21 protein-coding genes are annotated in these 24,444 nt (G+C 52.4%); 15 read left to right on the top strand and 6 right to left on the bottom strand.

The features are described from left to right. Positions 1-41: 41 nt before the first annotated feature. The 3 genes from CR46_RS0113135 to CR46_RS0113125 all read right to left on the bottom strand — a co-directional run bounded on the left by CR46_RS0113135 (position 42) and on the right by CR46_RS0113125 (position 3,311). Positions 42-1,424: an NAD-dependent succinate-semialdehyde dehydrogenase gene (locus tag CR46_RS0113135; protein WP_030073626.1), complete on the bottom strand. Its 1,383-nt coding sequence runs from the start codon at positions 1,422-1,424 to the stop codon at positions 42-44. A 198-nt stretch (positions 1,425-1,622) separates the two neighbouring features. Further along, positions 1,623-2,207 (bottom strand): peptide-methionine (S)-S-oxide reductase MsrA, encoded by a 585-nt coding sequence (gene msrA / locus CR46_RS0113130; protein ID WP_198023736.1) that lies wholly within the window; start codon positions 2,205-2,207, stop codon positions 1,623-1,625. Between the two features lie 201 nt (positions 2,208-2,408). Then, entirely contained in the window at positions 2,409-3,311 is a 903-nt protein-coding gene (locus CR46_RS0113125; protein ID WP_030073624.1) for a LysR family transcriptional regulator, read from the bottom strand. A 137-nt stretch (positions 3,312-3,448) separates the two neighbouring features. On the opposite strand from CR46_RS0113125, the gene CR46_RS0113120 reads away from it, so the two are divergent. The 10 genes from CR46_RS0113120 (at position 3,449) to CR46_RS0113075 (ending at position 16,321) form a co-directional block, all read left to right on the top strand. Next, positions 3,449-4,960, top strand: coding sequence for a CoA-acylating methylmalonate-semialdehyde dehydrogenase (locus tag CR46_RS0113120; protein ID WP_030073623.1), 1,512 nt, complete (start codon positions 3,449-3,451; stop codon positions 4,958-4,960). A gap of 26 nt (positions 4,961-4,986) precedes the next feature. Then, on the top strand, positions 4,987-6,654 hold the full coding sequence (locus CR46_RS0113115) for a GMC family oxidoreductase (protein WP_030073619.1): 1,668 nt from the start codon (positions 4,987-4,989) through the stop codon (positions 6,652-6,654). A 190-nt stretch (positions 6,655-6,844) separates the two neighbouring features. Beyond that, positions 6,845-7,048: a cold-shock protein gene (locus CR46_RS0113110; RefSeq protein ID WP_009101184.1), complete on the top strand. Its 204-nt coding sequence runs from the start codon at positions 6,845-6,847 to the stop codon at positions 7,046-7,048. Between the two features lie 257 nt (positions 7,049-7,305). Beyond that, a complete protein-coding gene (locus tag CR46_RS0113105) occupies positions 7,306-9,075 on the top strand; it encodes an SLC13 family permease (RefSeq protein WP_030073616.1) in 1,770 nt (589 codons plus the stop codon). A 73-nt stretch (positions 9,076-9,148) separates the two neighbouring features. Next, on the top strand, positions 9,149-9,814 hold the full coding sequence (locus tag CR46_RS0113100; protein WP_030073614.1) for an alpha/beta hydrolase: 666 nt from the start codon (positions 9,149-9,151) through the stop codon (positions 9,812-9,814). Positions 9,815-9,860: 46 nt separating this feature from the next. After that, a complete protein-coding gene (locus CR46_RS0113095; protein ID WP_030073612.1) occupies positions 9,861-10,541 on the top strand; it encodes a hydrogenase subunit MbhD domain-containing protein in 681 nt (226 codons plus the stop codon). Beyond that, positions 10,538-12,028, top strand: a complete 1,491-nt coding sequence (locus CR46_RS0113090; RefSeq protein ID WP_030073610.1) for a complex I subunit 5 family protein — start codon at positions 10,538-10,540, stop codon at positions 12,026-12,028. Before CR46_RS0113095 ends, CR46_RS0113090 begins: the two co-directional genes overlap by 4 nt. Next, positions 12,025-13,530 carry a complex I subunit 5 family protein gene (locus tag CR46_RS0113085; protein ID WP_030073608.1) on the top strand — a complete coding sequence of 502 codons (1,506 nt, stop codon included), beginning with the start codon at positions 12,025-12,027 and terminating at the stop codon, positions 13,528-13,530. Before CR46_RS0113090 ends, CR46_RS0113085 begins: the two co-directional genes overlap by 4 nt. Continuing rightward, positions 13,527-15,311: a complex I subunit 5 family protein gene (locus CR46_RS0113080; protein ID WP_030073606.1), complete on the top strand. Its 1,785-nt coding sequence runs from the start codon at positions 13,527-13,529 to the stop codon at positions 15,309-15,311. Before CR46_RS0113085 ends, CR46_RS0113080 begins: the two co-directional genes overlap by 4 nt. Then, complete coding sequence (locus tag CR46_RS0113075) at positions 15,308-16,321, top strand: YihY/virulence factor BrkB family protein (protein ID WP_030073604.1); 1,014 nt, start codon at positions 15,308-15,310, stop codon at positions 16,319-16,321. The genes CR46_RS0113080 and CR46_RS0113075 overlap by 4 nt, the downstream gene beginning before the upstream one ends. A 103-nt stretch (positions 16,322-16,424) precedes the next feature. Here CR46_RS0113075 and CR46_RS0113070 read toward each other — a convergent pair whose 3' ends face one another. Next, positions 16,425-17,834, bottom strand: a complete 1,410-nt coding sequence (locus CR46_RS0113070) for a PhoH family protein (protein ID WP_030073602.1) — start codon at positions 17,832-17,834, stop codon at positions 16,425-16,427. 180 nt (positions 17,835-18,014) lie between these two features. Continuing rightward, positions 18,015-18,884 (bottom strand): LysR family transcriptional regulator, encoded by an 870-nt coding sequence (locus CR46_RS0113065; protein WP_030073600.1) that lies wholly within the window; start codon positions 18,882-18,884, stop codon positions 18,015-18,017. 107 nt (positions 18,885-18,991) lie between these two features. Between CR46_RS0113065 and CR46_RS0113060 the strand changes: the two genes are divergently transcribed. After that, positions 18,992-19,855 (top strand): cation diffusion facilitator family transporter, encoded by an 864-nt coding sequence (locus CR46_RS0113060; protein ID WP_030073598.1) that lies wholly within the window; start codon positions 18,992-18,994, stop codon positions 19,853-19,855. Positions 19,856-19,929: 74 nt separating this feature from the next. Here the strand turns inward: CR46_RS0113060 and CR46_RS0113050 are convergent, their stop codons facing one another. Then, complete coding sequence (locus CR46_RS0113050; RefSeq protein ID WP_030073597.1) at positions 19,930-20,118, bottom strand: DUF3008 family protein; 189 nt, start codon at positions 20,116-20,118, stop codon at positions 19,930-19,932. A 107-nt stretch (positions 20,119-20,225) separates the two neighbouring features. Between CR46_RS0113050 and ybaK the strand changes: the two genes are divergently transcribed. From ybaK to CR46_RS0113030, 4 genes are all read left to right on the top strand, one after another. Beyond that, positions 20,226-20,702 (top strand): Cys-tRNA(Pro) deacylase, encoded by a 477-nt coding sequence (gene ybaK / locus CR46_RS0113045; protein ID WP_030073595.1) that lies wholly within the window; start codon positions 20,226-20,228, stop codon positions 20,700-20,702. A gap of 243 nt (positions 20,703-20,945) precedes the next feature. Then, on the top strand, positions 20,946-22,343 hold the full coding sequence (gene dbpA / locus CR46_RS0113040; protein ID WP_030073593.1) for an ATP-dependent RNA helicase DbpA: 1,398 nt from the start codon (positions 20,946-20,948) through the stop codon (positions 22,341-22,343). Between the two features lie 50 nt (positions 22,344-22,393). Then, positions 22,394-23,251 (top strand): PA4780 family RIO1-like protein kinase, encoded by an 858-nt coding sequence (locus CR46_RS0113035; RefSeq protein WP_030073590.1) that lies wholly within the window; start codon positions 22,394-22,396, stop codon positions 23,249-23,251. Between the two features lie 116 nt (positions 23,252-23,367). After that, the gene (locus tag CR46_RS0113030; RefSeq protein ID WP_030073587.1) at positions 23,368-24,408 is read left to right on the top strand and encodes an AbrB family transcriptional regulator; all 1,041 of its coding nucleotides are present in this window, start codon (positions 23,368-23,370) and stop codon (positions 24,406-24,408) included. The last annotated feature ends 36 nt before the right edge of the window (positions 24,409-24,444 follow it).

The following is a 24,444-nucleotide window of genomic DNA, read 5'->3' as shown; positions in this document are numbered from 1 at the left end:
TATCGGCTTAGTCGCTAATGGTCATCGCTCTTTTACGATCATCACTCTTTAACGACAATGACCGACTTCACATTAACAAACTCCAGCATGCCGAAACCACCATGCTCACGCCCATAACCAGAATCTTTGACGCCGCCAAACGGCATTTCTGGGGTAGCAACGCCAAAGCCGTTGATAAATACCATGCCGGTATCAAAGTACTTGCTGGCAAGCTCGGTAGCGCGCTTCACATCTTTAGAGATGATGCCGCCGCCGAGGCCATAACGGCTGTCGTTGGCAATACGCATGGCGTCTTCATCGTCTTTAGCGCGAATCAGCGCTGCGACTGGCCCAAATAGCTCGTCATCATAGGCGGGCTGGCCGGGTGTCACGTTATCCAGCACGGTTACCGGATAAAATGCTCCTTTGCCGGATAGCTTTTCACCACCGCATAGGATTTTTGCACCTTTGCGAACACTCTCTTCCACTTGCTCATGAAGAGTATCGCGCAGATCGACACGGGCCATGGGACCAAGATCGCTATCTTCGTTAGTGGGGTCACCCGCTTTCAACGACTGCATACGTGCGACGTAACGTTCTTTAAATGTTTCGTAATTCTTTTCTGTGACTACAAAACGCTTGGCTGCAACGCAAGTCTGCCCGCCATTGTATACGCGTCCTTGAACGCAAGTCTTGATCGCCACGTCCATATCCGCGTCATCCAGCACTAGATAAGCGTCGTTTGAGCCCAGTTCCAATACCGTTTTTTTCAAGTGCTCGGCAGCTTTTGCCGCCACTTTACGACCAGCACCGTCACTACCCGTTAAAGTAACGCCACGCACTGCTTTGTGTGCAATCACCTCATCAGATACATCATGAGAAATAACAATCGTGCGGAAAACATTTTCCGGCAGGCCTGCCTCACGGTAAATTTTTTCGAGCAGTAGGCCGCTGCCAGTGACATTTTCAGCATGTTTCAGCAACACGCTATTACCCGCCATAATGTTGGCGATGGAGTAACGAACTACCTGATAAGCGGGGAAGTTCCACGGTTGTATGCCATAGATAACACCCATGGGAGAGTAAGTAACAATGCCACGCTCGCCGTTGCTGGGGTTGCGCTCTTCGTCGGCTAATGTAGTAGGGCCATGCGCTGCAGTGTAATCACAGATGCCCACGCAAAGGTCAACTTCCTGACGGGCTTGGCTAGGCAGCTTGCCCATCTCTTTTACCATTAGCTCGGCAAGCTCATCTTTATGGGCGTTAAGCGCCTCGCCAATGGCTTTAACCACTTTGGCACGATGGTCAAGAGGTTTAAGCCGCCAGTCAAGAAACGCTTCATGGCTTGCCTCGACAATCTGCTTGGCTTGGCTGGCATCCATCAGCGCATAAGTTTCAAGCGTTTCGCCGGTGGTTGGATTGACGGTTGTGATGCTGTTGCTCATAAGATCTCCTATCTTTTGATCAACGGGGCGTTAAGGCATAAACCAGTCTTTAGTCGACTGGTCTATTAATACTGACTCTCCACTTTAGTAGAAAAATAACGCTTTGCCTAATTCAATGGTTAGCGACTTAACTAAAGCGTAACCATAGGGCAGTCTCGGACAAAAAACGTTCCGTTAGATGTGCATGCTGATAGTGTGCTACTGAAATGTTGGGCCGCCTGCTTCTTCACCCCATACTTCTTCCAGACGATCATCACGACCACAGCTCAGGCGATAAAACCGGTAGCGTAGTGGATTTTTTTCATAATAATCCTGGTGATACTCTTCAGCTTCCCAAAACTCGCTGGCAGGAGCTATCTCAGTCGCGATAGTTTGGTCAAAGCGTGCTTCCATGTCAGCTTTAGAGGCTTCTGCTAGCTCTCGTTGTTCATCATTATGGTAAAAAATGGCTGAACGGTACTGGTCGCCGCTGTCACAAAACTGACGGTCTACGGCGAAGGGGTCGATATTTCGCCAGAAAATCTCCAGCAGCTGTTCATAGCTGATTTGGCTATCGTCATAGGCAATTTGCACCACCTCCACGTGACCAGTTCCACCGCGAGAAATCTGTTCATACGTAGGGTTTTCAAGCTCGCCACCCATATAGCCAGAAATGGTGGCGCTGACGCCTGGCTGCTTATCATAGGGCGGTTCCATGCACCAAAAGCAGCCGCCAGCAAAGGTGGCCGACGCATTGGATTGAGCGTGTAATGAGGTGCTTGTTAAACCTACCGCTACCACCATGCAAAAAGCAGGCACGTGCAAAAGCGGGCGAAACGGTTTGGAAAATGGCATTAGACGAGACATTTAGGGCGCTCCAGTTTAAGGCTTTCTAGTTAGGACTTTCTAGGAACATGGCTAATTAGCTGACTGAATAGTGATCCAATTTATTAACGTAGGTTCCTAGTTTTTTATACGCGCTAGATTTTATTGTACATAATCTGTCTAATTTAAACGATTTTGCCAAACCGTATCCAACGTGTCGAGTGCCGCTTTTACGGTGGGTTCTGTGGCACGCTCTTTACGCCAGATCAAGCTGAGTGCACAGGGCAGGCGAATACTATCCGCTATCGTCAAGCCGCTTTCCTGTCGTTCGGTCATTGCCAACGCATCCCGCGCTAGGCTAAGCCCGACACCGGCGCGGACTAGATCTAGCATACATACTTCTTGGTCTACCTGAGCGACCCGATTGGGCTTGGCTCCACTTGCTGCTAACGCGTATTTAAGTAGTCGGTGGTGTACGGAATCCGTTGGTGTAACGATCCAAGGTAGGGCAGCCAGTACTTCCCAGCGGGTGTCTGCTAGCTTGGCTTCCCAGCCAGCCGGGGCGACGATGTGATAGTGAAAATGAGTCAACTCACGCCAAGCCAGTGCTGAGTTGTCAGTTCCTTCGCCTGGCATGGCGAGATAAAAGCCTACGTCTAATTCACCCTGCTCCACCTTTGCTAACACGCTACCGCTCATACTGTGATGCAGCTCGGTTTCAAGATGGGGCGCGCGAGCCATTAAGCGGCTGAGAAATTTACCTAGGCGAATAAATTCAGGGTCTACAATCGTGCCGATTTTCAGCTTTCCTCGCAGGGTGCTATGTAAAGCTCTGGCGCTTTGTTCAAAGGCAAGCGCACTGGCAAGGGCATTTTCTGCGGCGGGCAATAAGGCATAGCCATCGGCGGTTAGCGTTAACCCCTGTGGGCGACGGGTGAACAGAGTTAGACCCAAATGCTGCTGAAGCTGCTTCAACTTTAGGCTTACTGCGGGCTGAGTAATACATAGCTGGTCAGCCGCTCGTGAAACGCTACCCGTACGTGCTACGGCGACAAATGCCCGTAGTGCTGAGTTCTCTTGCATAAGCGGCCACCTGCTACTGCTGTGTTATTAGTAAATCTTATATCTAGGTTAAAAATTACTCAATTGATTGCCATATCAAGGCGGTTAATCTATCCGCACTTACACCGTTATTTTAATTTGCTTATAAAGGTAACCAAATGACAACAACCACTATTAATCATTTTATTAACGGGCAGATCAACGAGGGTAGCTCAGGCCTTTCTCAACAGGTCTTTAACCCTGCTACCGGCGAGGTCAGCGGTCATGTGGTTTTGGCCAGCACCCAGGATGTAGACAGTGCCGTTAACGCTGCTCAAGCCGCATTTCCTGCTTGGGCAGATACCCCACCCATTCGTCGGGCGCGCGTGATGTTCCGTTTTCTGGAGCTGCTGAACGCCCATAAGGATGAGCTGGCCGAAGCGATCACCAAGGAGCACGGTAAGGTGTTTACCGATGCTCAGGGCGAAGTGGCGCGCGGGATTGATATTGTTGAGTTTGCCTGCGGCATTCCGCAATTGCTGAAAGGTGACTACACCGAGCAGGTTAGCACTGGGATTGATAACTGGACCATGCGCCAGCCGCTGGGTGTGGTCGCCGGTATCACGCCGTTCAACTTTCCGGTCATGGTGCCGATGTGGATGTTCCCGGTCGCAATTGCCACTGGTAATACCTTTATCCTCAAGCCCAGCCCGCTGGACCCTAGTGCCTCGTTGATGATTGCTGATCTGCTCAAGCAGGCAGGGCTACCGGATGGCGTTTTCAACGTGGTGCAGGGCGACAAGGACAGCGTTGAAGCGCTGATTGATCATCCGGACGTCAAGGCACTGTCGTTTGTCGGTTCCACCCCGATTGCCAACCTGATCTACGAGCGCGGCGCCAAACATGGCAAGCGCGTCCAGGCGTTGGGGGGTGCCAAGAACCATATGGTGGTGATGCCGGATGCCAACCTGGATAAAGCCGTGGATGCCTTGATTGGTGCTGCCTACGGCTCGGCAGGCGAGCGTTGCATGGCCATCAGCGTGGCGGTGCTGGTTGGCGATGTAGCCGATGGTGTCGTTGCTCAGCTGGCGGAGCGTGCCAAGGCGCTGAAAGTGAAGGACGGCATGCAGCTTGATGCGGAAATGGGCCCGATTGTCACCCGTCAGGCGCATGAGCGGATTACCGGTTACATCAATAAAGGCGTAGAAGAAGGCGCACACTTGGTGGTAGATGGTCGTGAATTTAATGTCGCGCAAACAGGCGAAGGCTGTGCCGATGGTTTCTGGATGGGCGGTACCCTGTTTGACCACGTCACCCCCGAGATGACTATCTATAAGGAAGAAATTTTCGGCCCCGTGCTGGTCTGCGTACGCGTGCCGGATATCGCCACGGCGATTCAGCTGATCAACGACCACGAGTTCGGCAATGGCGTCAGCTGCTTTACCGAAAGTGGCAACGTCGCCCGTGAATTTGGCCGCCGCATCCAGGTAGGTATGGTTGGCATCAACGTCCCCATTCCGGTCCCCATGGCTTGGCACGGTTTTGGCGGCTGGAAGCGCTCCCTGTTTGGCGATATGCATGCCTATGGGGAAGAGGGCGTACGTTTCTACACCAAGCAGAAATCCATCATGCAGCGCTGGTCAGACTCCATCGACGCGGGTGCTGAGTTCGTGATGCCGACGGCTAAGTAATGCCGCCAGGTGACGGGAGCACGTCTATGCCACACACTGCTAACAATAATTTCGACTACATTGTGATTGGCGCAGGCACCGCTGGGTGCCTGCTGGCCAATCGGCTAAGCGCTAACCCAAATAATAAGGTGCTGCTGATTGAAGCGGGTGGGCCGGATAACTACCACTGGATTCATATTCCCGTGGGCTATCTGTACTGCATCAACAACCCCCGCACGGACTGGCTGTTTCGTACCGAGCCCGACAAAGGGCTCAACGGTCGGTCATTAATCTACCCACGCGGCAAGACTCTAGGTGGCTGTTCAAGTATCAACGGTATGCTCTATCTACGTGGCCAAGCACGGGATTACGACCACTGGGCTGAGCTGACTGGAGATAACGCCTGGCGCTGGGATAACTGCCTACCGGATTTCATGCAGCATGAAGATCACCACCGGCTGGACGAGGGCGGTGACGGCGATGCTGATCATCGCCGCTACCATGGTCATGGTGGCGAATGGCGGATAGAAAAGCAGCGCTTAAGCTGGCAAGTATTGGACGATTTCGCCGAGGCGGCGGTGCAAGCGGGTATTCCACGCACTGATGATTTCAACCGCGGTGATAACGAAGGCGTCAATTACTTTGAGGTCAACCAGCGCAATGGTTGGCGCTGGAATACTTCTAAAGCGTTTCTGAGACCGATCAAGCAACGCACTAACCTAACGATCTGGCACTCTACCCACGTCAATCGTCTGCTATTTGAGCCGCAAGATGACCAACCGCGCTGCGTAGGCGCAGAGCTTCTCCGCGAGGGCAAAACGCTTAGTGTAGGGGCTAATAAAGAAGTCGTGTTGAGCGCGGGGGCTATTGGCTCGCCGCAGATACTACAACTTTCTGGGATTGGCGCGCCCGAGCTACTGCAACAACACGGTATTGACGTAGTGTCAGCGCTACCGGGTGTGGGTGAAAACCTGCAGGATCACTTACAGATTCGCTCTGTCTACAAAGTGAAAGGGGCAAAAACGCTCAATACCATGGCCGGTACCCTGCTGGGTAAAGCCAAGATTGGTTTGGAGTACGTGTTTAAACGTACAGGCCCGATGAGTATGGCACCTTCACAGCTTTGCATTTTTACCCGCAGCTCGGATGAGTATCGGCACGCCAATATCGAATACCACGTGCAGCCATTAAGCCTGGATGCGTTTGGCCAGCCACTGCATGGGTTTCCTGCGATTACCGCCAGTGTGTGCAATCTCAACCCCACCAGCCGTGGCCGTGTGCAGATCAAAAGCCGCGACCCGCAAGCTGCCCCAGCCATCGAACCTAATTACCTGAGTACTGAGGAAGACCGCAAAGTGGCCGCAGACTCACTGCGGGTCACCCGGCGCATTGCCGAGCAGCAGGCCTTTGCAAAGTACCAGCCGGAAGAGTTCAAGCCGGGGCTTGAATACCAGAGTGACGACGATCTGGCCAAGCTGGCGGGGGATATCGGTACCACCATCTTTCACCCAGTGGGCACGGCAAAAATGGGCCGCGAAGATGACCCCATGGCGGTGGTGGATTCCAAACTGTGTGTTAGGGGAGTGACTGGTTTGCGGGTGGTAGATGCCAGCATCATGCCGACTATTACCAGTGGCAATACCAACTCTCCTACCTTGATGATCGCCGAAAAAGCAGCGGGGTGGATGATGGCAGCGGATCGGTCATCGCCCTGACATTTTTTTTAACTATAGTATTGACGTGCGGCTAAGTTAAGCGCATGCTGGATGCAGTTGGTTAGCAAGTCGAACGTTGTCAGCAGTATCGAAACGCCCAAGCGTTTAGTCTGGTGAAAGTTTCTTGTTCTACCCACTGCAACTCGGGTATTACCCGGCTCTACATCAAGCTACATCGAGGATTTCGATCATGGCAACTGGTACAGTTAAGTGGTTTAACGACACTAAAGGCTTCGGCTTCATTTCTCCTGACGACAATGGCGACGACCTGTTCGCGCATTTCTCTGAAATTCAAGCTGATGGCTTCAAAACTCTGCAAGACGGCCAGAAGGTTTCCTTCGACGTCACTCAGGGTAAAAAAGGCCTTCAGGCTTCCAACATCAAAGTTCTTTAATTAGAAACGATGATGTTCGCTGTTAGCGCATAACGCTAATATGCTAAAAACCCCGCGAAAGCGGGGTTTTTTCGTTTCTGCTTAGTCAACATTCTCACACCTCACACCTCACACCTCACACCTCACACCTCACACCTCACACCTCACACCTCACATATATATTCTTTTTTGTTATTAAAGTGTTTCCAAAAATAACTTTTTAGAATATCGTCAAGGCGGCACAATGTTTCCAAGATTTTATGTTAGGGAGACAGGATATGTCGCTGGATGCTTGGATAGCCGTGGGAGTAGTGCTTACTATTTTCCCACTAATGACACTGTCTCGACTGGGGCCAGATATTATTTTGCTTGGTGCCGTCGTGGTGTTAATGACCTTGGGTGTCATTGACCCGCAGCAGGCGCTGGGCGGTTTTTCTAACAGCGGCTTGTTTACCGTAGCTTTCATGTACGTATTGGTGGCGAGTATTCGTGAAACCGGTGGTATCGACCTGATTATCCGCTATGTACTGGGTCGTCCTAACAGTGAGCGTGGTGCACTTGTTCGGCTTTTGTTACCTGTGGCTTCACTCAGCGGTTTTCTCAATAATACGCCAGTAGTGGCTACCTACATTCCGGCGGTGATGAGCTGGAGTCGACGGTTGAGGCTTTCTCCTCAACGGCTCTTAATGCCGCTCAGCTTTGCTTCCATTTTAGGCGGTACCATTACACTGTTTGGCACCAGTACTAACTTAGTGGTGCATGGTTTGTTAGTGGAGCGCTATCCTAACCTTGCTATGGGCTTATTTGACTTGGCCTGGGTAGGTGTTCCTGTTGCGCTGGTGGGCCTTGCTTATCTTATTTTCCTAGGGCCACACTTGTTGCCTTCGCGAGAGGGGATCTCAAAAGCATTTGCTAACCCTCGCGAGTTCACCATCGAAATGGAAGTAGATCCCGCAGGGGTGCTGGTTGACCGTACGGTGGAAGAGGCTGGATTGCGCCATCTTCAAGAGCTTTTTTTAGTTGAAATTGAGCGCGCTGGTAATGTGGTGAGTGTGGTGGGGCCAGGCGAGCAGCTAAAGGCAGGTGACCGACTCGTCTTTGTGGGCACCTCGGACGCCGCTGTAGAGCTACAGCAAATTCGTGGCCTGATCCCTTCTCGTGACGCGGCGTCGAGTTTGGAAAAAGAGTTCAAAGAGCGGCGCTTGGTTGAAGCAGTGGTATCGAACCAGTGCCAGTTTATTGGACAGCGTATTCGTGACGGGCGTTTTAGAACGTTGTATGGCGCTGCCGTATTGGCGATCTGCCGTGGCGGCGAGCGGGTGACTGGAAACTTAGGGCAAGTGCGTTTGCAGCCCGCTGACGTGCTGTTGTTAGAAGCGCGTCCACCGTTTATTGAGCGCCACCGACAATCGAAAGACTTTCTCTTAATCAGTGAGTTAAACGGCGCTGCGCGGCCCGTGCATGAAAAAGCTCCGTTGGCCTGGGCGATTTTGTTGGGGGCTGTAATGCTGGCGGCGCTAGGTGTCTTAAGTATGCTCAATGCGGCTATGTTAGGCGCGGCGCTAGCGTTGTTAACCGGTTGCTGTTCTGTAGACGCTGCTAAGCGTGGTTTGGATACACAAGTGTTGCTAACTATTGCAGCATCTTTCGGGGTAGGGGCTGCGCTGCAAACCTCCGGCGCGGCGGACTTCCTGGCAGGCAGTGTTCTGTCGTTGGTGGCGGGTAACCCTCTGTTGCTATTAATTGCCACGTATTGCGTCGTGGCAATGTTGACCGAATTGGTGACCAATAATGCTGCTGCAGTAATTATTTTTCCGGTGGTTATGGCTGCAGCAGAAAGCCTGGGGGTTAACCCGATGCCCTATGTGGTGGCGGTAATGTTTGCTGCTTCGGCTAGTTTTTTAACGCCGATTGGTTATCAAACGAACCTTATGGTGCATGGCCCTGGCGGCTATCGGGTCAGTGATTTTTTACGTGTTGGTGGTGGCTTGAACCTTTTGACGGGAATCATTGCCTTAACTCTTATTCCACTGGTTTGGCCGCTTTAAGCAGGCAAATGACTCGCCGAACGCGTCACTTTACGCTAGGGTGGCGCTTTTAACGTCAGCAAGGAAAGAGCCCATGACAGCCCCAGGCGAACTGATTATTGAACCGCAAAATGGTCAACCCGCCGATGCGTGCGTGTTTATTATTCACGGGTTGGGTGCCGATGGGCACGATTTCGAGCCGCTAGTACCAGCCCTTACACTCCCTGACTCAGCGCATGTGCGTTTTATTATGCCCCATGCGCCGCGCTTGCCGGTCACTATTAATGGCGGCATGGTGATGCCAGCGTGGTATGACATTCTTGCCATGGACTTAGGACGTCGGGTGGATGAAGCGCAGTTGAGAACGTCTGCTGAACGACTTCAGGCACTGATTGAAGAGCAGATTGATCAAGGGATCGACAGCCGCCGTATTATCGTCGCGGGTTTTTCCCAAGGCGGCGCAGTAGCTTATCAGGCGGCGCTTTCTTTCCCTCAGCCTCTTGGCGGACTGTTAGCTATGTCGACCTATTTTGCGACAGCCGATAGCATCGATTTAGCTGAAGCCAATCGTGATATACCTATCGAAGTACACCATGGGAATTTCGACCCCATCGTTCCTGAAACTCTGGGTCGCAATGGTGTCGAACGCTTAAAAGAAATGGGTTATACGGTTAATTATCGCCAGTATCCGATGGCGCATGCACTATGCCCGCAGCAGGTTAACGATATTGGCAAGTGGCTGAGCGAGCGTTTGGCTTAGCCGTACATTGGTTCCCTCAGCCGATGCAAGGAATTAGCGAAGGCTTATGATAGCGTCAATTGACTATCTAGAAAGCGGTATAGCGTTCTGCATAGTAGCCGCGTCGCTAGTCTGCCTGTTTGATCGTCACTTAAAACGGGCGAGCGGGCTATTTTTGCTCTTTGCGCTATTAATGAGTCTTTCCTGGTGGAAGCTTGGTGCACCTTGGTTGGCGTTGGCAGAGCTTGTATTAGGAGTTGTTCTGACCGGGGGGAGCTTTTTTTATGCATTGAGCGCATTCCCTGCCACTATCGAAAAGGGTTCGCATCATGACCGCTCCCGCCACCGTTGGTCTCATGGCGTGGTGCGCGCCCTATTGGCGCTAGCCTGGAGTGTGATGATAGGGGGTGCCATTCGGTTTTTATTGCCTGATATGGCGTATTCGCTGACTGAGCATCCGCTAATTATCGCCGCTGTGGTTATTGTGGCGACAGCTATGGGAGCGTTTACGCTACATAAACATATGCTGCGCCGTTTAATGGCCTTTAATGTTCTCGGGTCTGGTGTGTTTTTGCTGCTGGCGGGTATGGCGGGCACGGTGCCTGGAGCGCAGGCGCTTATCAGCGTGGGACTAATCATTGCCTGGCTAGGCACGTTGTTAGGTGTGCTGCTTATTCGGCAACTTGTGTTGTTAGAGGGTGTGTCTGCGCTAGCAAGTGACAGTGATGCTGCGAGGCATGCGCAATGATATGGCGTTTTGGCTTGTACGAAAGTACGTTTGAGCCGTTGTGGTATAGCCACTGGGCGCTGTTGATTATCTTGGTGTTGCCGATTTTTGCAGGGCTGTTAGGTGCGCTTTTTACACCGCGCCGTCTATTTCCCGTGATGCTTGCATGCCTGCCAATTTTATTGGCTGGCGCACTGTTGGTTGTCGATTACCTACAAGTGGGCTTACTGCGCTGGCAGTGGCACGTTGCGGGCGTTGAGCTGTCACTGCGCTTTAATGGCTTGAGCGGTTTGATGTTAATGATCACTCAGTGGGTGGGGGTAGCGGCTGCCTTATACACACCGGGTCATTTGCAACTTACCAGCCCCGGCAAGCAAGCACGATGGCTGTGGGCACTGATGGGTGTGCTGATCAGTGCGCTATCGCTTATTTGGCTAGCAGTAGATTTATTGACCCTTTACGCTGCATTAGAGGCTATGGGGCTGGCTGCCGTAGGCATGTTGCTGCTATCAGGTAAGGCTAATGCGCTGAAAGCAGGCATGCGATATTTACTGTTAGCGTTGGTGGGGTCTCTTGCCTATTTACTTGGTGTGGCCTTACTACTTGGGAACTGGGGAGAGCTTGACCTTATAACTCTGGCTGACATTGTTGAGCCTGGCCCAGTGGCCTGGGTGGCTGCTGCATTGATGGGTGCAGGGTTAGCGCTGAAAGCAGCTCTCTTTCCGCTACACGGGTGGCTAACGCCTGTGCATGAAAATGCTTGGACGCCGGTGAGTGCATTGCATGCGGCGTTGGTGATTAAAGCCTCGTTGTTTATGTTGATCATGCTGTGGGGAATTTTACTTCCCGAAGCGCTGTTTGCCCCACGCTTTGTGGCATGGTTGGGCATGTTAGCGATTGTTTGGGGTGGGCTAATTGCGTGGCGTGCTGAATCGCTTAAAACCTTGGTAGCGTCTTCTACGGTAGGCCAGTTGGGCTACCTAATGGTGGCCTTTCCTTTACTGTTGGGGCCTACTATTTCTCCGCTGCCAGGGGCACTGGCCTGGGAAGGGTTTTGGCTACAGTTGATGGGCCACTCGCTAGCAAAAGCGGCTATGTTTATGGCCGTTGGTAATTTGATTCTTGCCACCGGCGAAAGCTCAATCAAAGGGCTTGCAGGCACTAGCCGCCGTTTACCGCTGTCACTGCTTGTGTTCGGCATTGCGTCCGTTACGCTGATGGGATTGCCGCCTAGCGCAGGGTTTACCGCAAAGTGGTTGCTGCTACAGGCGATGGTGATGACACAGCAATGGGTAGCTGTTGCCGCACTATTGGTGGGCACATTGCTGACAGCTGCTTATATATTTCGTGTTTTCCGTTACTGCTTTGATGAAACTGCGCCTCGCCATCATTACCAGCCGTTAGCGCCTGGCATGGATCTTATTGCGCTTTGTTTGGCGGTGGCAGCGTTTGCCCTAGGCTTATTGGCTCACCTACCACTGGCGCTACTCCAGGGAGGTGGCGCATGAATGCGGCTTGGCTACCGCTAACAACGTTAGCAACGTCTCTTTTTGCAGCAGCGGTTATTTTTCTTTTGCCTGAAGACGCGCGGCGGCTGCGTACCAGCATTAACCTGATTGCCGCTGTGAGTAAAATCATCCTGGTAACCTTGATGGTTGGGCGGGTTTCTCAGGGGGTTGAAGACACCTTTAGTTTCCAGATAGTGGGCGGTGTTGAGTTTGTATTGAGAGCTGATGCGTTGGGAGTAATGTTTGCTGGACTTTCTTCGCTACTGTGGCTGTGTACCACGATCTACGCGATCGGCTATTTAGAAGGGGCGGCGAACCGCAAACGCTTTTTTGGCTTTTTCAGCCTGTGTGTCGCGAGTACGTTGGGTATCGCGTTAGCCGGGAATCTGTTTACGTTCCTGATTTTCTACGAAATGCTGACCCTTTCCACCTACCCGTTGGTCGTCCACTACGGAACCGCCAAAGCGTTAGCAGCGGGGCGTGTTTATCTGCGTTATACCTTAACGGCTGGCGTGGTGCTGCTACTCGGTGTGGTGCTGCTTTACAGTTTAACCGGCGACCATTCGTTCGCTTCTGAGCAGGGATTGTCGCCATACCTCAATGATCATCGTGGTCTGCTGATACTGATATTTACATTACTGGTAGGAGGCCTTGCCGTTAAAGCTGCCATGGTGCCGTTGCATGGATGGCTGCCAAGAGCAATGGTAGCGCCTGCGCCAGTTAGCGCGCTGTTACATGCAGTTGCGGTTGTAAAAGCCGGTGCCTTTGGCATCCTTCGGGTGATTTATGATCTTTATGGTATTGAGCTCAGCGTTGAACTTGGTGTCACCACTGTATTGGCGGTCGCGGCTTCAATTACGATTATTTACGGCTCGCTGCGCGCGATTGCCCAGCAAGAATTAAAGCCTCGGTTGGCATTTTCTACTATCAGCCAGGTCTCCTATGTTGTGCTTGGTGTTTGCCTGTTTGGCCCCTTCGGTACCATTGGTGCACTTGCGCATCTTCTGCATCAAGGTTTGATGAAAGTCACGCTGTTCTTTTGCGCGGGTAACTACGCTGAAGAGCTTGGTATCCACCGTATTGATGAAATGAACGGTGCTGGCAAGCGTATGCCCCTTACCAGCTTCGCATTCACCGTAGGGGCGTTGGGGATGATTGGGCTGCCTCCTATCGCGGGCTTTATCACTAAGTGGTACTTGGGGGTGGGGGCTATCCAGGCGCAGATGTATTGGGTTGTGGCGGTTTTAGTTGCGAGTAGTACCTTGAATGCTATTTATTTTTTGCCTATTTTGCACCGCCTTTGGTTTCGTGAGGGGCCGGCTCATGGAAAGGGTGAGTGGCCTAATGAACAGCGCCTTGGGCGCTTGGAAACCCACGGCTGGCTATTATGGCCAGCCGTGTTTACTGCACTGGTAAGCATTGGAGCAGGTTTATTGGCAGGATTGCCGTTTAGCCCGCTGGATTGGGCTACCCGCGTGGCGGTAGGGGAGTACCTGCCATGATCACGCTACTTTTGCTTGCGGCATTACTTTGGCCTCTGTGCGTTGCGGGCACCACAATATGGCAGGCGTATAGAACGCCTGCGGCGAGCCGCGACTACTTCTCGATGCTCTGGGTGAGTGCTTCATGGCCGGCGTTACTGCTAGCCTTTAGCGGCGAGGTCCAGTGGTCAATCAGCGCCTGGATGTTAGGCGGTTATTGGGAGTTAAATGCACTGAGCCGTCCGTGGCTGGCCTTTACCGCTTTGCTATGGAGCTTAGCGGCCATTCATGCGCGTGGATACTTTGCAGCAGAGCAACGAAAAGCACAGGCAGGCGATCAGGTTATACAGCGTCGATGTCAGCGGTTAGCGCTTCTGTGGCCGCTGACGTTGTTGGGCAATGTGCTGCTGATTATTGCTCAAGATATCGCCAGTTTTTATCTGGGCTTTGCATTGATGACGTTTGCCGCATATGCCCTGGTAGTCCATAGCGGTAGTGACGAAGCGCGGTTGGGCGCAAGGGCATACTTAATCTTAGCCGTTATTGGTGAAGGGCTTATCCTTGGCGGTTTTCTTTGGGTGGCAGGCACTTCAGAAACGCTGACGCTTAAGGGAGTGCGTGAGGGAATCGCTGTCGCTGACCACGGGGCCACGATGGCGCTTTTGTTGTGGCTTGGATTTGGGGTGAAAGCGGGGGTTATTGGCCTTCATGTTTGGTTGCCGTTAGCGCATCCAGTAGCGCCTGCTCCTGCTAGCGCGGTGCTGAGCGGCGCGATGATTAAAGCTGGTCTATTAGCATGGATAAATGTATTGCCGTTAGGAGTTAACGGATTGTCACCTGCGCTCCTCCAGCTTGGCAACGTCATGCTAATAGCAGGATTGGCAGCCGCCTTTGGTGCTGCGTTGTATGGTGTGTGGCAGCGCCATCCAAAAGCGGTTCTGGCGTACTCCAGCATCAGCCAAATGGGAATGCTCACTGCTATGGTGGCAATGGGGTTAGCCGCCCCAGACGTGTGGCCGCTGTTATTACCTGGTGTGGTGTTGTTTACCGCTCATCATGCATTGGCAAAAGGAGCACTCTTTCTGGGTACTAGTATTAGCGAGCACATGCCTCGCTGGCCGCAACCGCTGCTGTTTGCGTTAATCGCCTTGCCTGGCGTGTCGTTAACGGGTGCGCTAGCGGCGGGGATGCTAAGTAAGTGGGGCGTTAAAAGTGCGCTTTATGACATGCATCACGAACATCTGATTATGCTGCTTACCTGGGCGGCCATTGGCACTTCTGCGTTGATCAGTGTTTGCGTGTGGCGTCAGTGGCAGCAACGGCACTCAGGGGGTAGTAATGCCTTCCAGTGGGGCGCGTGGTTGGCTGCATTGGTCGCCGCCCTGGTAACGCCAATATGGCTTCCACTGCCCGCTGGTAGTGTTGAGATACCACCAGCCTCCGAATGGTTAAGCCTGAGTTGGCCTTTCCCTGTTGGTGTCATGATTGTTGTGATGGTGGTGGTGATTGGCGCTAGCTTACTGCGCCGCGTTGTCATTCAAGCGCCACCCGCAGGCGATTTATGGTGGCTGTATAGCGTCTTTTCTGTAAAAGGATTGCGCGTTATAGAGGCTTTGGCCCATGCCTGTGAAAAGGTGAAAATGGCGAGTGTTGCGTTTTCGCTTGCTCGTGAAAGAGCGTTAATGAGGCAGTTGAACAGAGGTTTATTCGCAGAAGCATGGATGCGTCATCATGGTAGCGGTTTGATGATGGTGTTCGCTGTAATAGTGGCGCTTTTACTAATGTGGGAGGGGCTGCGATGAGCCAAAAAGGGAGAGTAGAGTCTCACTGGCGGGGTCGGAAAGCCACAGCGCCTGACGATATCCCCCGTAAGGGGTGGCACGATATTATTTGGCGGGTAGTGCGTGCTGCTCGTCGTGACCGTATTACCATGTTTGCGGCGGGCGTGGCTTTTTATGCCTTATTGGCGCTATTTCCAACGATTGCAGCAGTTATCTCTCTTTGGGGGCTGTTGTTTGATCCTGTTGAGGCCGGTCGTCAGCTTTATGAAATTAGTCGTTTTATGCCGCCGGATGCGGCGAAGCTGATTGATCAGCAGGCCCAAGAGGTCGTGGAAAGTACGGAGTCTGGGAATGTAATGACTGCGCTAGCAGGACTGTTGGTTGCCATGTTTATTGCGTCGAAAAGTGTTTCTGTACTCGTCGTCGGTTTGAATGTGGTGTACGGCGAACATGAAAAGCGTCCGTTGCTACTGCGCGGTGTGGTGTTGGTGTCGTTAACCTTCGGGCTAATTACGATGACGTTAGTGTCACTGGGGTTTATCGCCATTGTGCCGATTGTGGTTGATACGCTGATGATTGAACCACCGGTAGATAGTGTCTTGAAATGGTTGCGTTGGCCGGCGTTGTTGGTACTGATGAGCGTACTTATTGCTTTACTATATCGTTACGCCCCCTATCGGCGTTCTGCCCAGTGGCGGTGGTTAAGCTATGGCACGCTGTTTGCCACCACTATGTGGCTACTAGGCTCCGGCGGTCTATCGCTTTACGTACGTTACTTTTCTACCTTTAGTGAGCTGTATGGCTCTCTCGGGGCCGTTGTAGCGTTAATGCTATGGTTTTGGCTCTCAGCGTTTGTGGTGCTGTTTGGTGCGGAGCTCAACTGTGAGATGGAGCGTCAGACTTGCAACGATACAACGATTGGAGCGGCTCGCCCCCTAGGTGAACGAGAGGCGTTTGCTGCCGATACAGTGGGTGTTGAAAACCCTTGGAATAGTGAAAATTCTGACACGCAGCACCAACCACGGGAGTAGAGTAATAGCCCTGCTAGCTATATTCATTAGAGCACATCGCCCAGTTTTGCTGGGCGATGCTCTTAGTCGAAGGGTGAATCGGCAAGGTGGTTTGCGGCAAGCGTTACAAAAGCTCTTCAGCTGCCAGCGCGAGGCGCGACCGTTCAACGCTTTTCAGCGTGATATGCCCAGCATGGGGCCAATCTCTAAATCGTTCGACAACAGCAGCCATTCCACAGGTGTTGGCGGTTAAGTAGGGGGTATCGATCTGGCCAACGTTACCTAAACAGACAATCTTAGTATTTCGGCCCGCTCGGGTTACCAGCGACTTGAGTTGTTTGGGGGTAAAGTTTTGCGCCTCGTCAATAATCAAGAACGTATCGTTTAAGGTACGCCCACGCATGAAGCTTGGGGAGCGAATCTGCACCCGCGAGCCAATAAGCTGTCGGGTGGCACCATTATCCCAGCTAGACTCTCCCTCTTCGTTACGCAACAGGTTATCCATATTGTCGTGGAAGGCACCCATCCACGGTGACATTTTCTCCTCTTCGGTGCCCGGTAAGAAACCGATATCTTCGCCCATGGGAATCGGGGCACGGGTAAATACAATGCGCTCAAATAGTTTGGCATCTAGTGTTTGCTGGAACGCTGCGGCGAGCGTCATAAACGTTTTACCGGTGCCTGCATTACCAGCAATCGTGACCAGATCAATGTCTGGGTCCATCAGCAAGTTGAGGGTGAAGTTTTGGCGGCTGTCGTGGGCATGAACGCCCCACACGCCAGCATGGTGACGGTAGTTGGTAAGTAGCTGTAGTCGGGCAGATGACGGTGATAGCTCACGGACAATGGCTTCAAACTCAGCGCCATTTTCGCTATCGGATACCAGCATGCCGACATGCCAATGGCGCGGCATGTTGCCACTTAATTGATAGAAAGTATGGTGGTCGACACGCTCGACGGTGACATCGACATTGAGCGTTTCCCACAGCGAGGCACCGTCCTGCCCCGCAGTGGTGTATACCTGTGCGCCTTCAATCATTGCATCGCTGTCAGAATAGGCGCGATCATTCAGGTAGTCTTCCACCGGCACTTTTAGTGCGGCTGCTTTTACCCTCAGGTTAATGTCTTTGGTGATCAGGATGACCGAAGCATCCGGGCGCTCATCGCGTAACCGACAGGTTTCCGCCAAAATGCGGTTGTCGGGGCTGTCATCAAGGGAGTCGAAGGGTTTAAGGTCGTTGTAGCACAAAAAATGTAAGCGGCCCGATTCACCGCTAATGCGCGGAATAGGAATACCTTTCTGGATCTCATTAAAGGTGACTTGGTTGGTAAGGTCTGACAGCGTGCGGCTAATCTGCCGCGCGGTGCGGGCGATCTCTCTGATGCCGTTTTTATGCTTGTCTAGTTCTTCAAGCACAGTCATGGGAATAACCACGTCGTGCTCATCAAAATGGTAAAGCGCGGCGGGGTCATGGATCAGGACATTCGTGTCCAGGACATACAGCCTAGTGGCTTTCTTATCGAGTCGTACCATCGTGGAAACTACTCCTTAGTTGACGGCAACATCGACACTGGCAGATGCACTTTACGCTTAGATGACACTCACCTGTGTCGGTTCTCTAGCGTGTCCTTTTGATCTCCTTGTATGGTTTTTTATAGATTGGAAGCTACAAGCGATTTTTTCCAATGCTCTATTTCAACGTTTTGGCGGGCCTCAACGAGTGTTCCCTAAAAAGCGTGACACCTTCGTTAGCAGCGCGGTGGCGACTACCCCTAGGCTTTCGCCTTCCACATAGCGGTAGTAATGACTGTCCAGGGCAAGGTCATGGTTAAGAGCGCAAAGCTGATGGCTTTCTATGGCTTCCTTGACTAGTGGGTAAGGTAGCAACGCCCAGCCAGTGCCATTAATCGCTGCATCGCGGATGACCTCGAACATGGTCAGGCCCAAGTAATTTGTCGAAAAAAGTGCTTCACTGACCAACTTATCGCCCTGCTCATAGGTTAAACAGACTTGGGTATATTGGGCGAGATCATCGCGAGTAACGCTGGGAAGCCGGCTTAACGGGTGCGATGTTGCTGCTAATAAGCACATGCTGACCGGTGCAAGGTTACTGGCATTTACGTCGGCACCTTCAGCGGTATACAACCCAAAAGCTATATCAACGGTTTGTCGAAGGACGAACTGTGGGTGTTCTTGGGGGGGCAATAAATATACCGAGATGGCTGTAAGTGGATAGCGCTGTTTTAAGTCGTGCATGACTTGTCGCCAAAATGCTTCAGGCAGCGCATCATCCCGGGCAATGCAGAGCTGGTTTTCGACCCCCTGCAGGTGTTGTTGGCAGTGTTTTTTGATTCGGCTGGCACTGGTCAGTAGGCGGTAGCAGTCCGGCAAAACGCTTTCACCTACGGCTGTTAGCTGCAGGCTATTGCCTGAACGCTCGAACAGCACGACTCCAAGACTGTCTTCCAAGGCATTCACTGTGGCGCTTAGGGTGCTGCGTTTCATTCCGGTGTGCCGCGCGGCGGCGGCAAAGGAACCATGTTCAGTAACGTCAATAAACGCCTGCACTTGTTCTGCGCGCATAGGTTACTCCATGGAGAGCCAAAAAAGTTGGCGCTGAGCGATTGGTGAAACGTTAGTGTACTCACTATTATGCGTTGGGTTTAAGACACTTTACTGGAGTATTTCGCGTGACCCCCTTTGTCGCCGAGCGCCGAGCGCTCAGATTTTCTGCTGTCTCCGCCAGCCTGTTTGCCTTTACTGGCCTTGCTCTCGGGCTTGCTAGCGGTTCAATTACTATTTTATTCGATAGTGGTTATTCGCTATTAAGTTTAGTGCTGGCGTCGCTGTCCTTGTTTGCATTGCAGCAGGCGCGCAAACCGGCAGATGATCACTACCCCTTTGGGCGGCTTACTGTAGAGCCGTTGGCTGTGCTGCTTAAAGGCGTAGTGATAGCACTGGTGTGCCTGTTTTCGATGGTCTCGGCTGTATGGAGCCTTGCGCAAGGTGGGCGGCTGGTAACGTTGGATCTTGCGTTAATGTTTGGCGTGGTAAACGTAGCAGGATGTTTACTTACGTGGTGGTGGTTGAACCGTTATGCTCGAATTGCGCGCTCATCACTGCTAGCTGCCGAACTGCGTCAGTGGCAAATGGATACTTGGTTAAGTGCCGCCGTTATGTTGGGCTTTGCGCTCACATGGGGGTTGACGCTTACCCCGTGGTCTCACCTTGCGCGCTTTGCCGATCCGGTGATGGTACTAATAATCGCGGGCTACTTCCTGCCGATGCCCATTCGTATGGTGCGTGGCGCGCTGCGCGAATTGATGTTTGGCGAGCCTTTAGGTAGCGTTCGCCAGGAGATGGTGCAAGAAGTGGCAGATTTTGATATTGCCAATGACGATGTACGTCTAGCTCAAGTGGGTAGCTTCTTAATGGTTGATATTCAGCTAGATAAGCAGCAGATCAATGATGCTGAAGAGATTGTTGAAAGTGTTGAGCAGCATTGCAAGTTGCGGAATCTGCGTGCTGTGACCAGCATTACGTTAGTAACTTAATCACATAAACTTCTCCCACAACGGCACAGCGATCACTTCTGCCTTTGCTGTTGCCGTTGTGGAACACAGCTTTTTCAATCATCTTCTTTCTTTTGCGGTTTTCCCTTGCGCTGAGTGCTGGCCATTTCTTCGAGTTCCTCTTCACTCATTGAGTCATACATCTCTTTGGAGGAATCATAAAGTTCACTGGGCTGTGTTTCACCACGCTTGGCAGAAAGCGCAGCCCCAGCGGCTTTCTGCTGTGCTTTGGAAGTTGCTTTCATATCAAGACTCCTGTCAGTTGACATCCTTAAATCAATCACGCTATTTAGCGTAGCAGGGCGAAGTCTACTTTTCAGGCAGGCTGATAATGCTAACTTAAGAGAACTTCATGACACCGGCGATCAATAGTGCAAAACACGCAGGCATTGCGTTTCAGCTCCATGAGTATCAACACGATGCTGCTGCGCAGTCCTACGGGCTGGAGGCAGCTGAAAAACTGGGTGTTGCCGCTCAGCAAGTATTTAAAACTTTGGTAGTTACCTTGGATGGTAAGCAGTTGGCCGTTGGTATTGTGCCGGTCACCAGCCAACTGGGGTTAAAGCAAATTGCTAAAGCGGCAGGGGCGAAAAAAGCGGCAATGGCAGCGCCAGGTGACGTGGAGCGGACCACGGGGTATGTGCTTGGCGGTGTTAGCCCTCTCGGCCAGAAAAAGCGTCTGCCTACTTTTATTGATAGCTCGGCGCAGGCGTTTTCGACACTTTATGTAAGCGCGGGGCGGCGTGGGTTGGAGATAGAGCTTTCCCCAAGCGACTTAGCAACATTATGTCAGGGGCGTTTTGCAGCGTTAGCAACTGCGTTGTCTTAAGTGCTCTATCTTAAGTGCTGTGTCTTAAGTGCTGTGTCTTAAGTGCTGTGTCTTAAGTGCTGTGTCTCCACTACTCTATCTTAATTACGCTGTCCTACTCGCTGGCCTGTTGACTAAAAGTCTAGCAATCACCCATGGTTTAACGTTTGGCTATCCTTGCAGCAAGGCATGGGTTGGCGCTTTCTGGTATGGTGCTTCACATTATAGGTTTGCTGGGCAATATAGCCCCTTCAGGATAATTTTGTGTCTGACACTTCTTTTGCATCGCTTGCGCTCTCTCCTGCGCTTTTAACCAACTTAGACTCCCTTGGCTATCACGCCATGACACCAGTGCAGGCGCAAAGCCTGCCACCGATGTTGGCGGGCCGAGATGTGTTGGCCCAGGCCAAAACGGGATCGGGGAAAACTGCTGCCTTTGGTTTGGCACTGCTGGCAGAACTGCGCATAGAAGCGTTTGCTGTTCAGGGCCTTGTGCTGTGCCCCACCCGAGAGCTTGCTGACCAGGTAGCCGAAGAGTTACGGCGATTGGCGCGTGGGTTGCCCAACGTTAAAGTGCTCACTCTATGTGGCGGTGCGCCGTTTGGGCCGCAGCTTGGCTCCTTAGAACACGGCGCGCATATTGTTGTGGGGACGCCTGGGCGAATCGACGAGCATTTGCGCAAAGGCTCGTTGACACTAGGGTCGCTTACCACCTTGGTACTCGATGAAGCCGATCGTATGCTCGATATGGGCTTTCAGGACACCATTGATGCGATCATTGATGAGACCCCAGCTGACCGCCAAACGCTGCTGTTTAGCGCGACGTTCCCCGATGACCAGGCGTCAGGTGGCCTGACGGCTATGACCCGCGGCATTATGCGTGAGCCAGTGATGGTCAAAGTGGCCGAGGTTCATGATGCCACTACCATCGATCAACACTTCTATGACGTTGCCAATGAAGAGGCGCGTTTTGCGGCCCTTCAACAGCTGCTACTGGTTTATCGGCCAGCGACCAGCGTGGTGTTCTGCAACACTAAGCGCGAAACTCAGGCGGTGGCTGAGCAGCTGGTAGATGCTGGCTTTAGTGCCGTGGCGCTCAACGGCGACTTAGAGCAGAAAGATCGTGATCGACGGCTAATTCTGTTTGCTAACCAAAGTGCGTCTATTCTAGTAGCAACGGATGTTGCTGCACGTGGTTTAGATATTGCTCAATTAGATGCGGTGTTTAATTATCAGATTGCCCGTGAGCTTGATGTTCACGTGCATCGGGTAGGGCGAACCGGGCGCGCAGGTGCTAGCGGCATTGCCTGTACGCTGGTCACGCCTAAAGAGCATTACCGGCTGGAGCGGTTGGAAGGCTTGCTAGAACAACCGATTACCACCGAGCCTTTGCCGAAGCCCCAAAATTCAGTGCCATTTGAACCGCCTATGGCAACGCTACAGTTGGCGGGCGGTAAGAAAGACAAGCTGCGCCCGGGTGATATTTTGGGAGCACTGACCAGCGAGGGCGGCTTACGTGGCGACCAGGTAGGCAAAATTAAAGTGCTAGCCCGCAGTGCCTATGTGGCAGTGGAGCATGGCGCTGTTCAAAAAGCCCAAGCCAAGCTTGAGCGTGACAAACTTAAAGGGCGCGCATTCCGCGTCCGCCGTATTCGCTATTGATCGATTAATGATTGTGCACAGATAGTAAAGAGGAGCCGACGCAGCTAACCATGAAAATCCCTAAGCGATTACAGCCCCTGGTCGATGATGGAATGATCGATGAGGTGCTGGTGCAGTTAATGAGTGGTAAAGAGGCGCAGGTGTATGTCGTGCGCTGCGGTGAAGAAGTACGTTGTGCCAAGGTCTTTAAAGAAGCTAAACAGCGTAGCTTTAAACAGGCCGTGCAGTATCAAGAAGGGCGTAAGGAGCGCAATAGTCGTCGTTCTCGCGCCATGGCCAAAAAGACCCGCTACGGCCAAAAAGAGCAGGAGCAGGCGTGGTTGAATGCGGAAGTCGATGCGCTATATCGTCTTGCCGCCGCCGATGTACGTGTGCCTGAGCCACATGGGTTTGTTGATGGCGTACTGCTCATGGAAATGATTAGCGATGCCGAGGGGAACGTGGCGCCGCGCCTGGATGAAGTGACCCTCACTCATGAGCAAGCGCTTCGCTATCACGCCAAAGTGATTCAAGACGTGGTGCGGATGCTGTGTGCAGGTCTGATTCATGGTGATTTATCAGAATTCAATGTGTTGGTAGATGCTGAAGGGCCAGTGATTATCGACTTGCCCCAGGCAGTGGATGCAGCGGGCAATAATAGTGCAGAAGCAATGTTAGAGCGCGATGTTGATAATATGCGCGCCTACTTTGGTCGTTTCGCGCCGGAGCTTCTCACCACCCACTATGGTAAAGAAATGTGGGCTTTATATGAATCAGGCAAGCTGCACCCCGATAGCAAACTGACCGGCCACTTCGAGCTTGATAGCCACATTGCCAATGTCGATGAGCTATTAGAAGTGATTGACGATGCTATTGAAGAAGAGGCCGATCGACAGGCGCGAATGCGCGGTGATGAAGACGAAGATTGAGGCTAGCAGCACCTTGCGACTAACGCCCTAAATGCCCTTTATGGTGGTAAGCTAACGTTTACGCTTAGCAGGTTAACAATTGCGTTTTAACGTTAGAGATTAGGGTGGAGGGAAGCGTGAAGGGCATCCGTGTCAGCGCAGACAGTGCAAAGGGGCTGGTAACGTCGCTTGCCGTAGGTGCAGTAGGTGGCGTTATTTTTCAGCTCACCGGCTTACCGCTTGCCTGGATGTTAGGCCCATTGATTGCCAACCTGCTGATGTCAGCGAAAGGCATCAACGTGAGCGTACCTGAACCGCTGCGCAATGTGTTTTTAGCGGTCATGGGTTTAGTGCTGGGCAGCCAGGTGACGCCTCAACTTGCCCATCGTGTGTTGGACTGGCCAATCTCTGCGGCACTCTTGCTGGCAGGTGTTGTGGCCTCTACCGCTGTTGCCGCGGCGTGGTATCGTCGCTGTGGCTTCGACCCGGTCAGTGCTTGGTTTGGTTCATCGCCAGGGGCAATGACGGCAATGATCATGCTCGGTGATAAATGTGGCGGTGACCCGCAACGTATCGCCATTGCCCAGTCGCTTCGTATTATCCTCGTCATTCTGTTTCTTCCTCCTCTGTTTTGGGCATTTGAAGGCGGTGCAGGTGACATTGGGCCGGCACAGGCCACCCTTGAGCACGGTTGGATGCTGCTCACTATTCCTTTCTTATTACCCATGGGCCAGTGGCTGCGCATTCCAAGTGCGGCGCTACTTGCGCCGCTTATTATGGCGGCCTTGTTGTCTGGGTTTGGGCTTGCAAGCCTTACGTTGCCTAGTTGGGGAATGAACCTCATGTTGTGGGTGCTAGGCAGCGCGATTGGCTCGCGTTTTCAGGGCATAACACGGCGCTTGCTCGGGCGCTATTTATGGCAGTCGGGGGTGGCGACGCTGCTTGCTCTGGTGGTATTAGCGCTGTTTGCTGAACTGATCCACCAGCTGCTGGGCGTGCGCCGTGACGTTGCTCTATTAGCGCTAGCTCCCGGAGGCATCGGTGAAATGGCTATTCTTGCTGTCGCGCTTAATATCGACCCAGTGTTTGTAGCCTTTCACCACTTACTGCGTATGGTCACACTGATGATTGTGGCCCCTTTTTGGGCTCGTTGGCTATTGCGTCATCAATCTTCTTAACTACGTCTGTCCACCAAGGTAACGAAAGGACCTTCC

Origin of the sequence: Vreelandella neptunia, from assembly GCF_000712975.1 — a bacterium.
Lineage (GTDB): Bacteria > Pseudomonadota > Gammaproteobacteria > Pseudomonadales > Halomonadaceae > Vreelandella > Vreelandella qaidamensis.
This window is presented reverse-complemented; position numbering and strand designations above follow the sequence as displayed.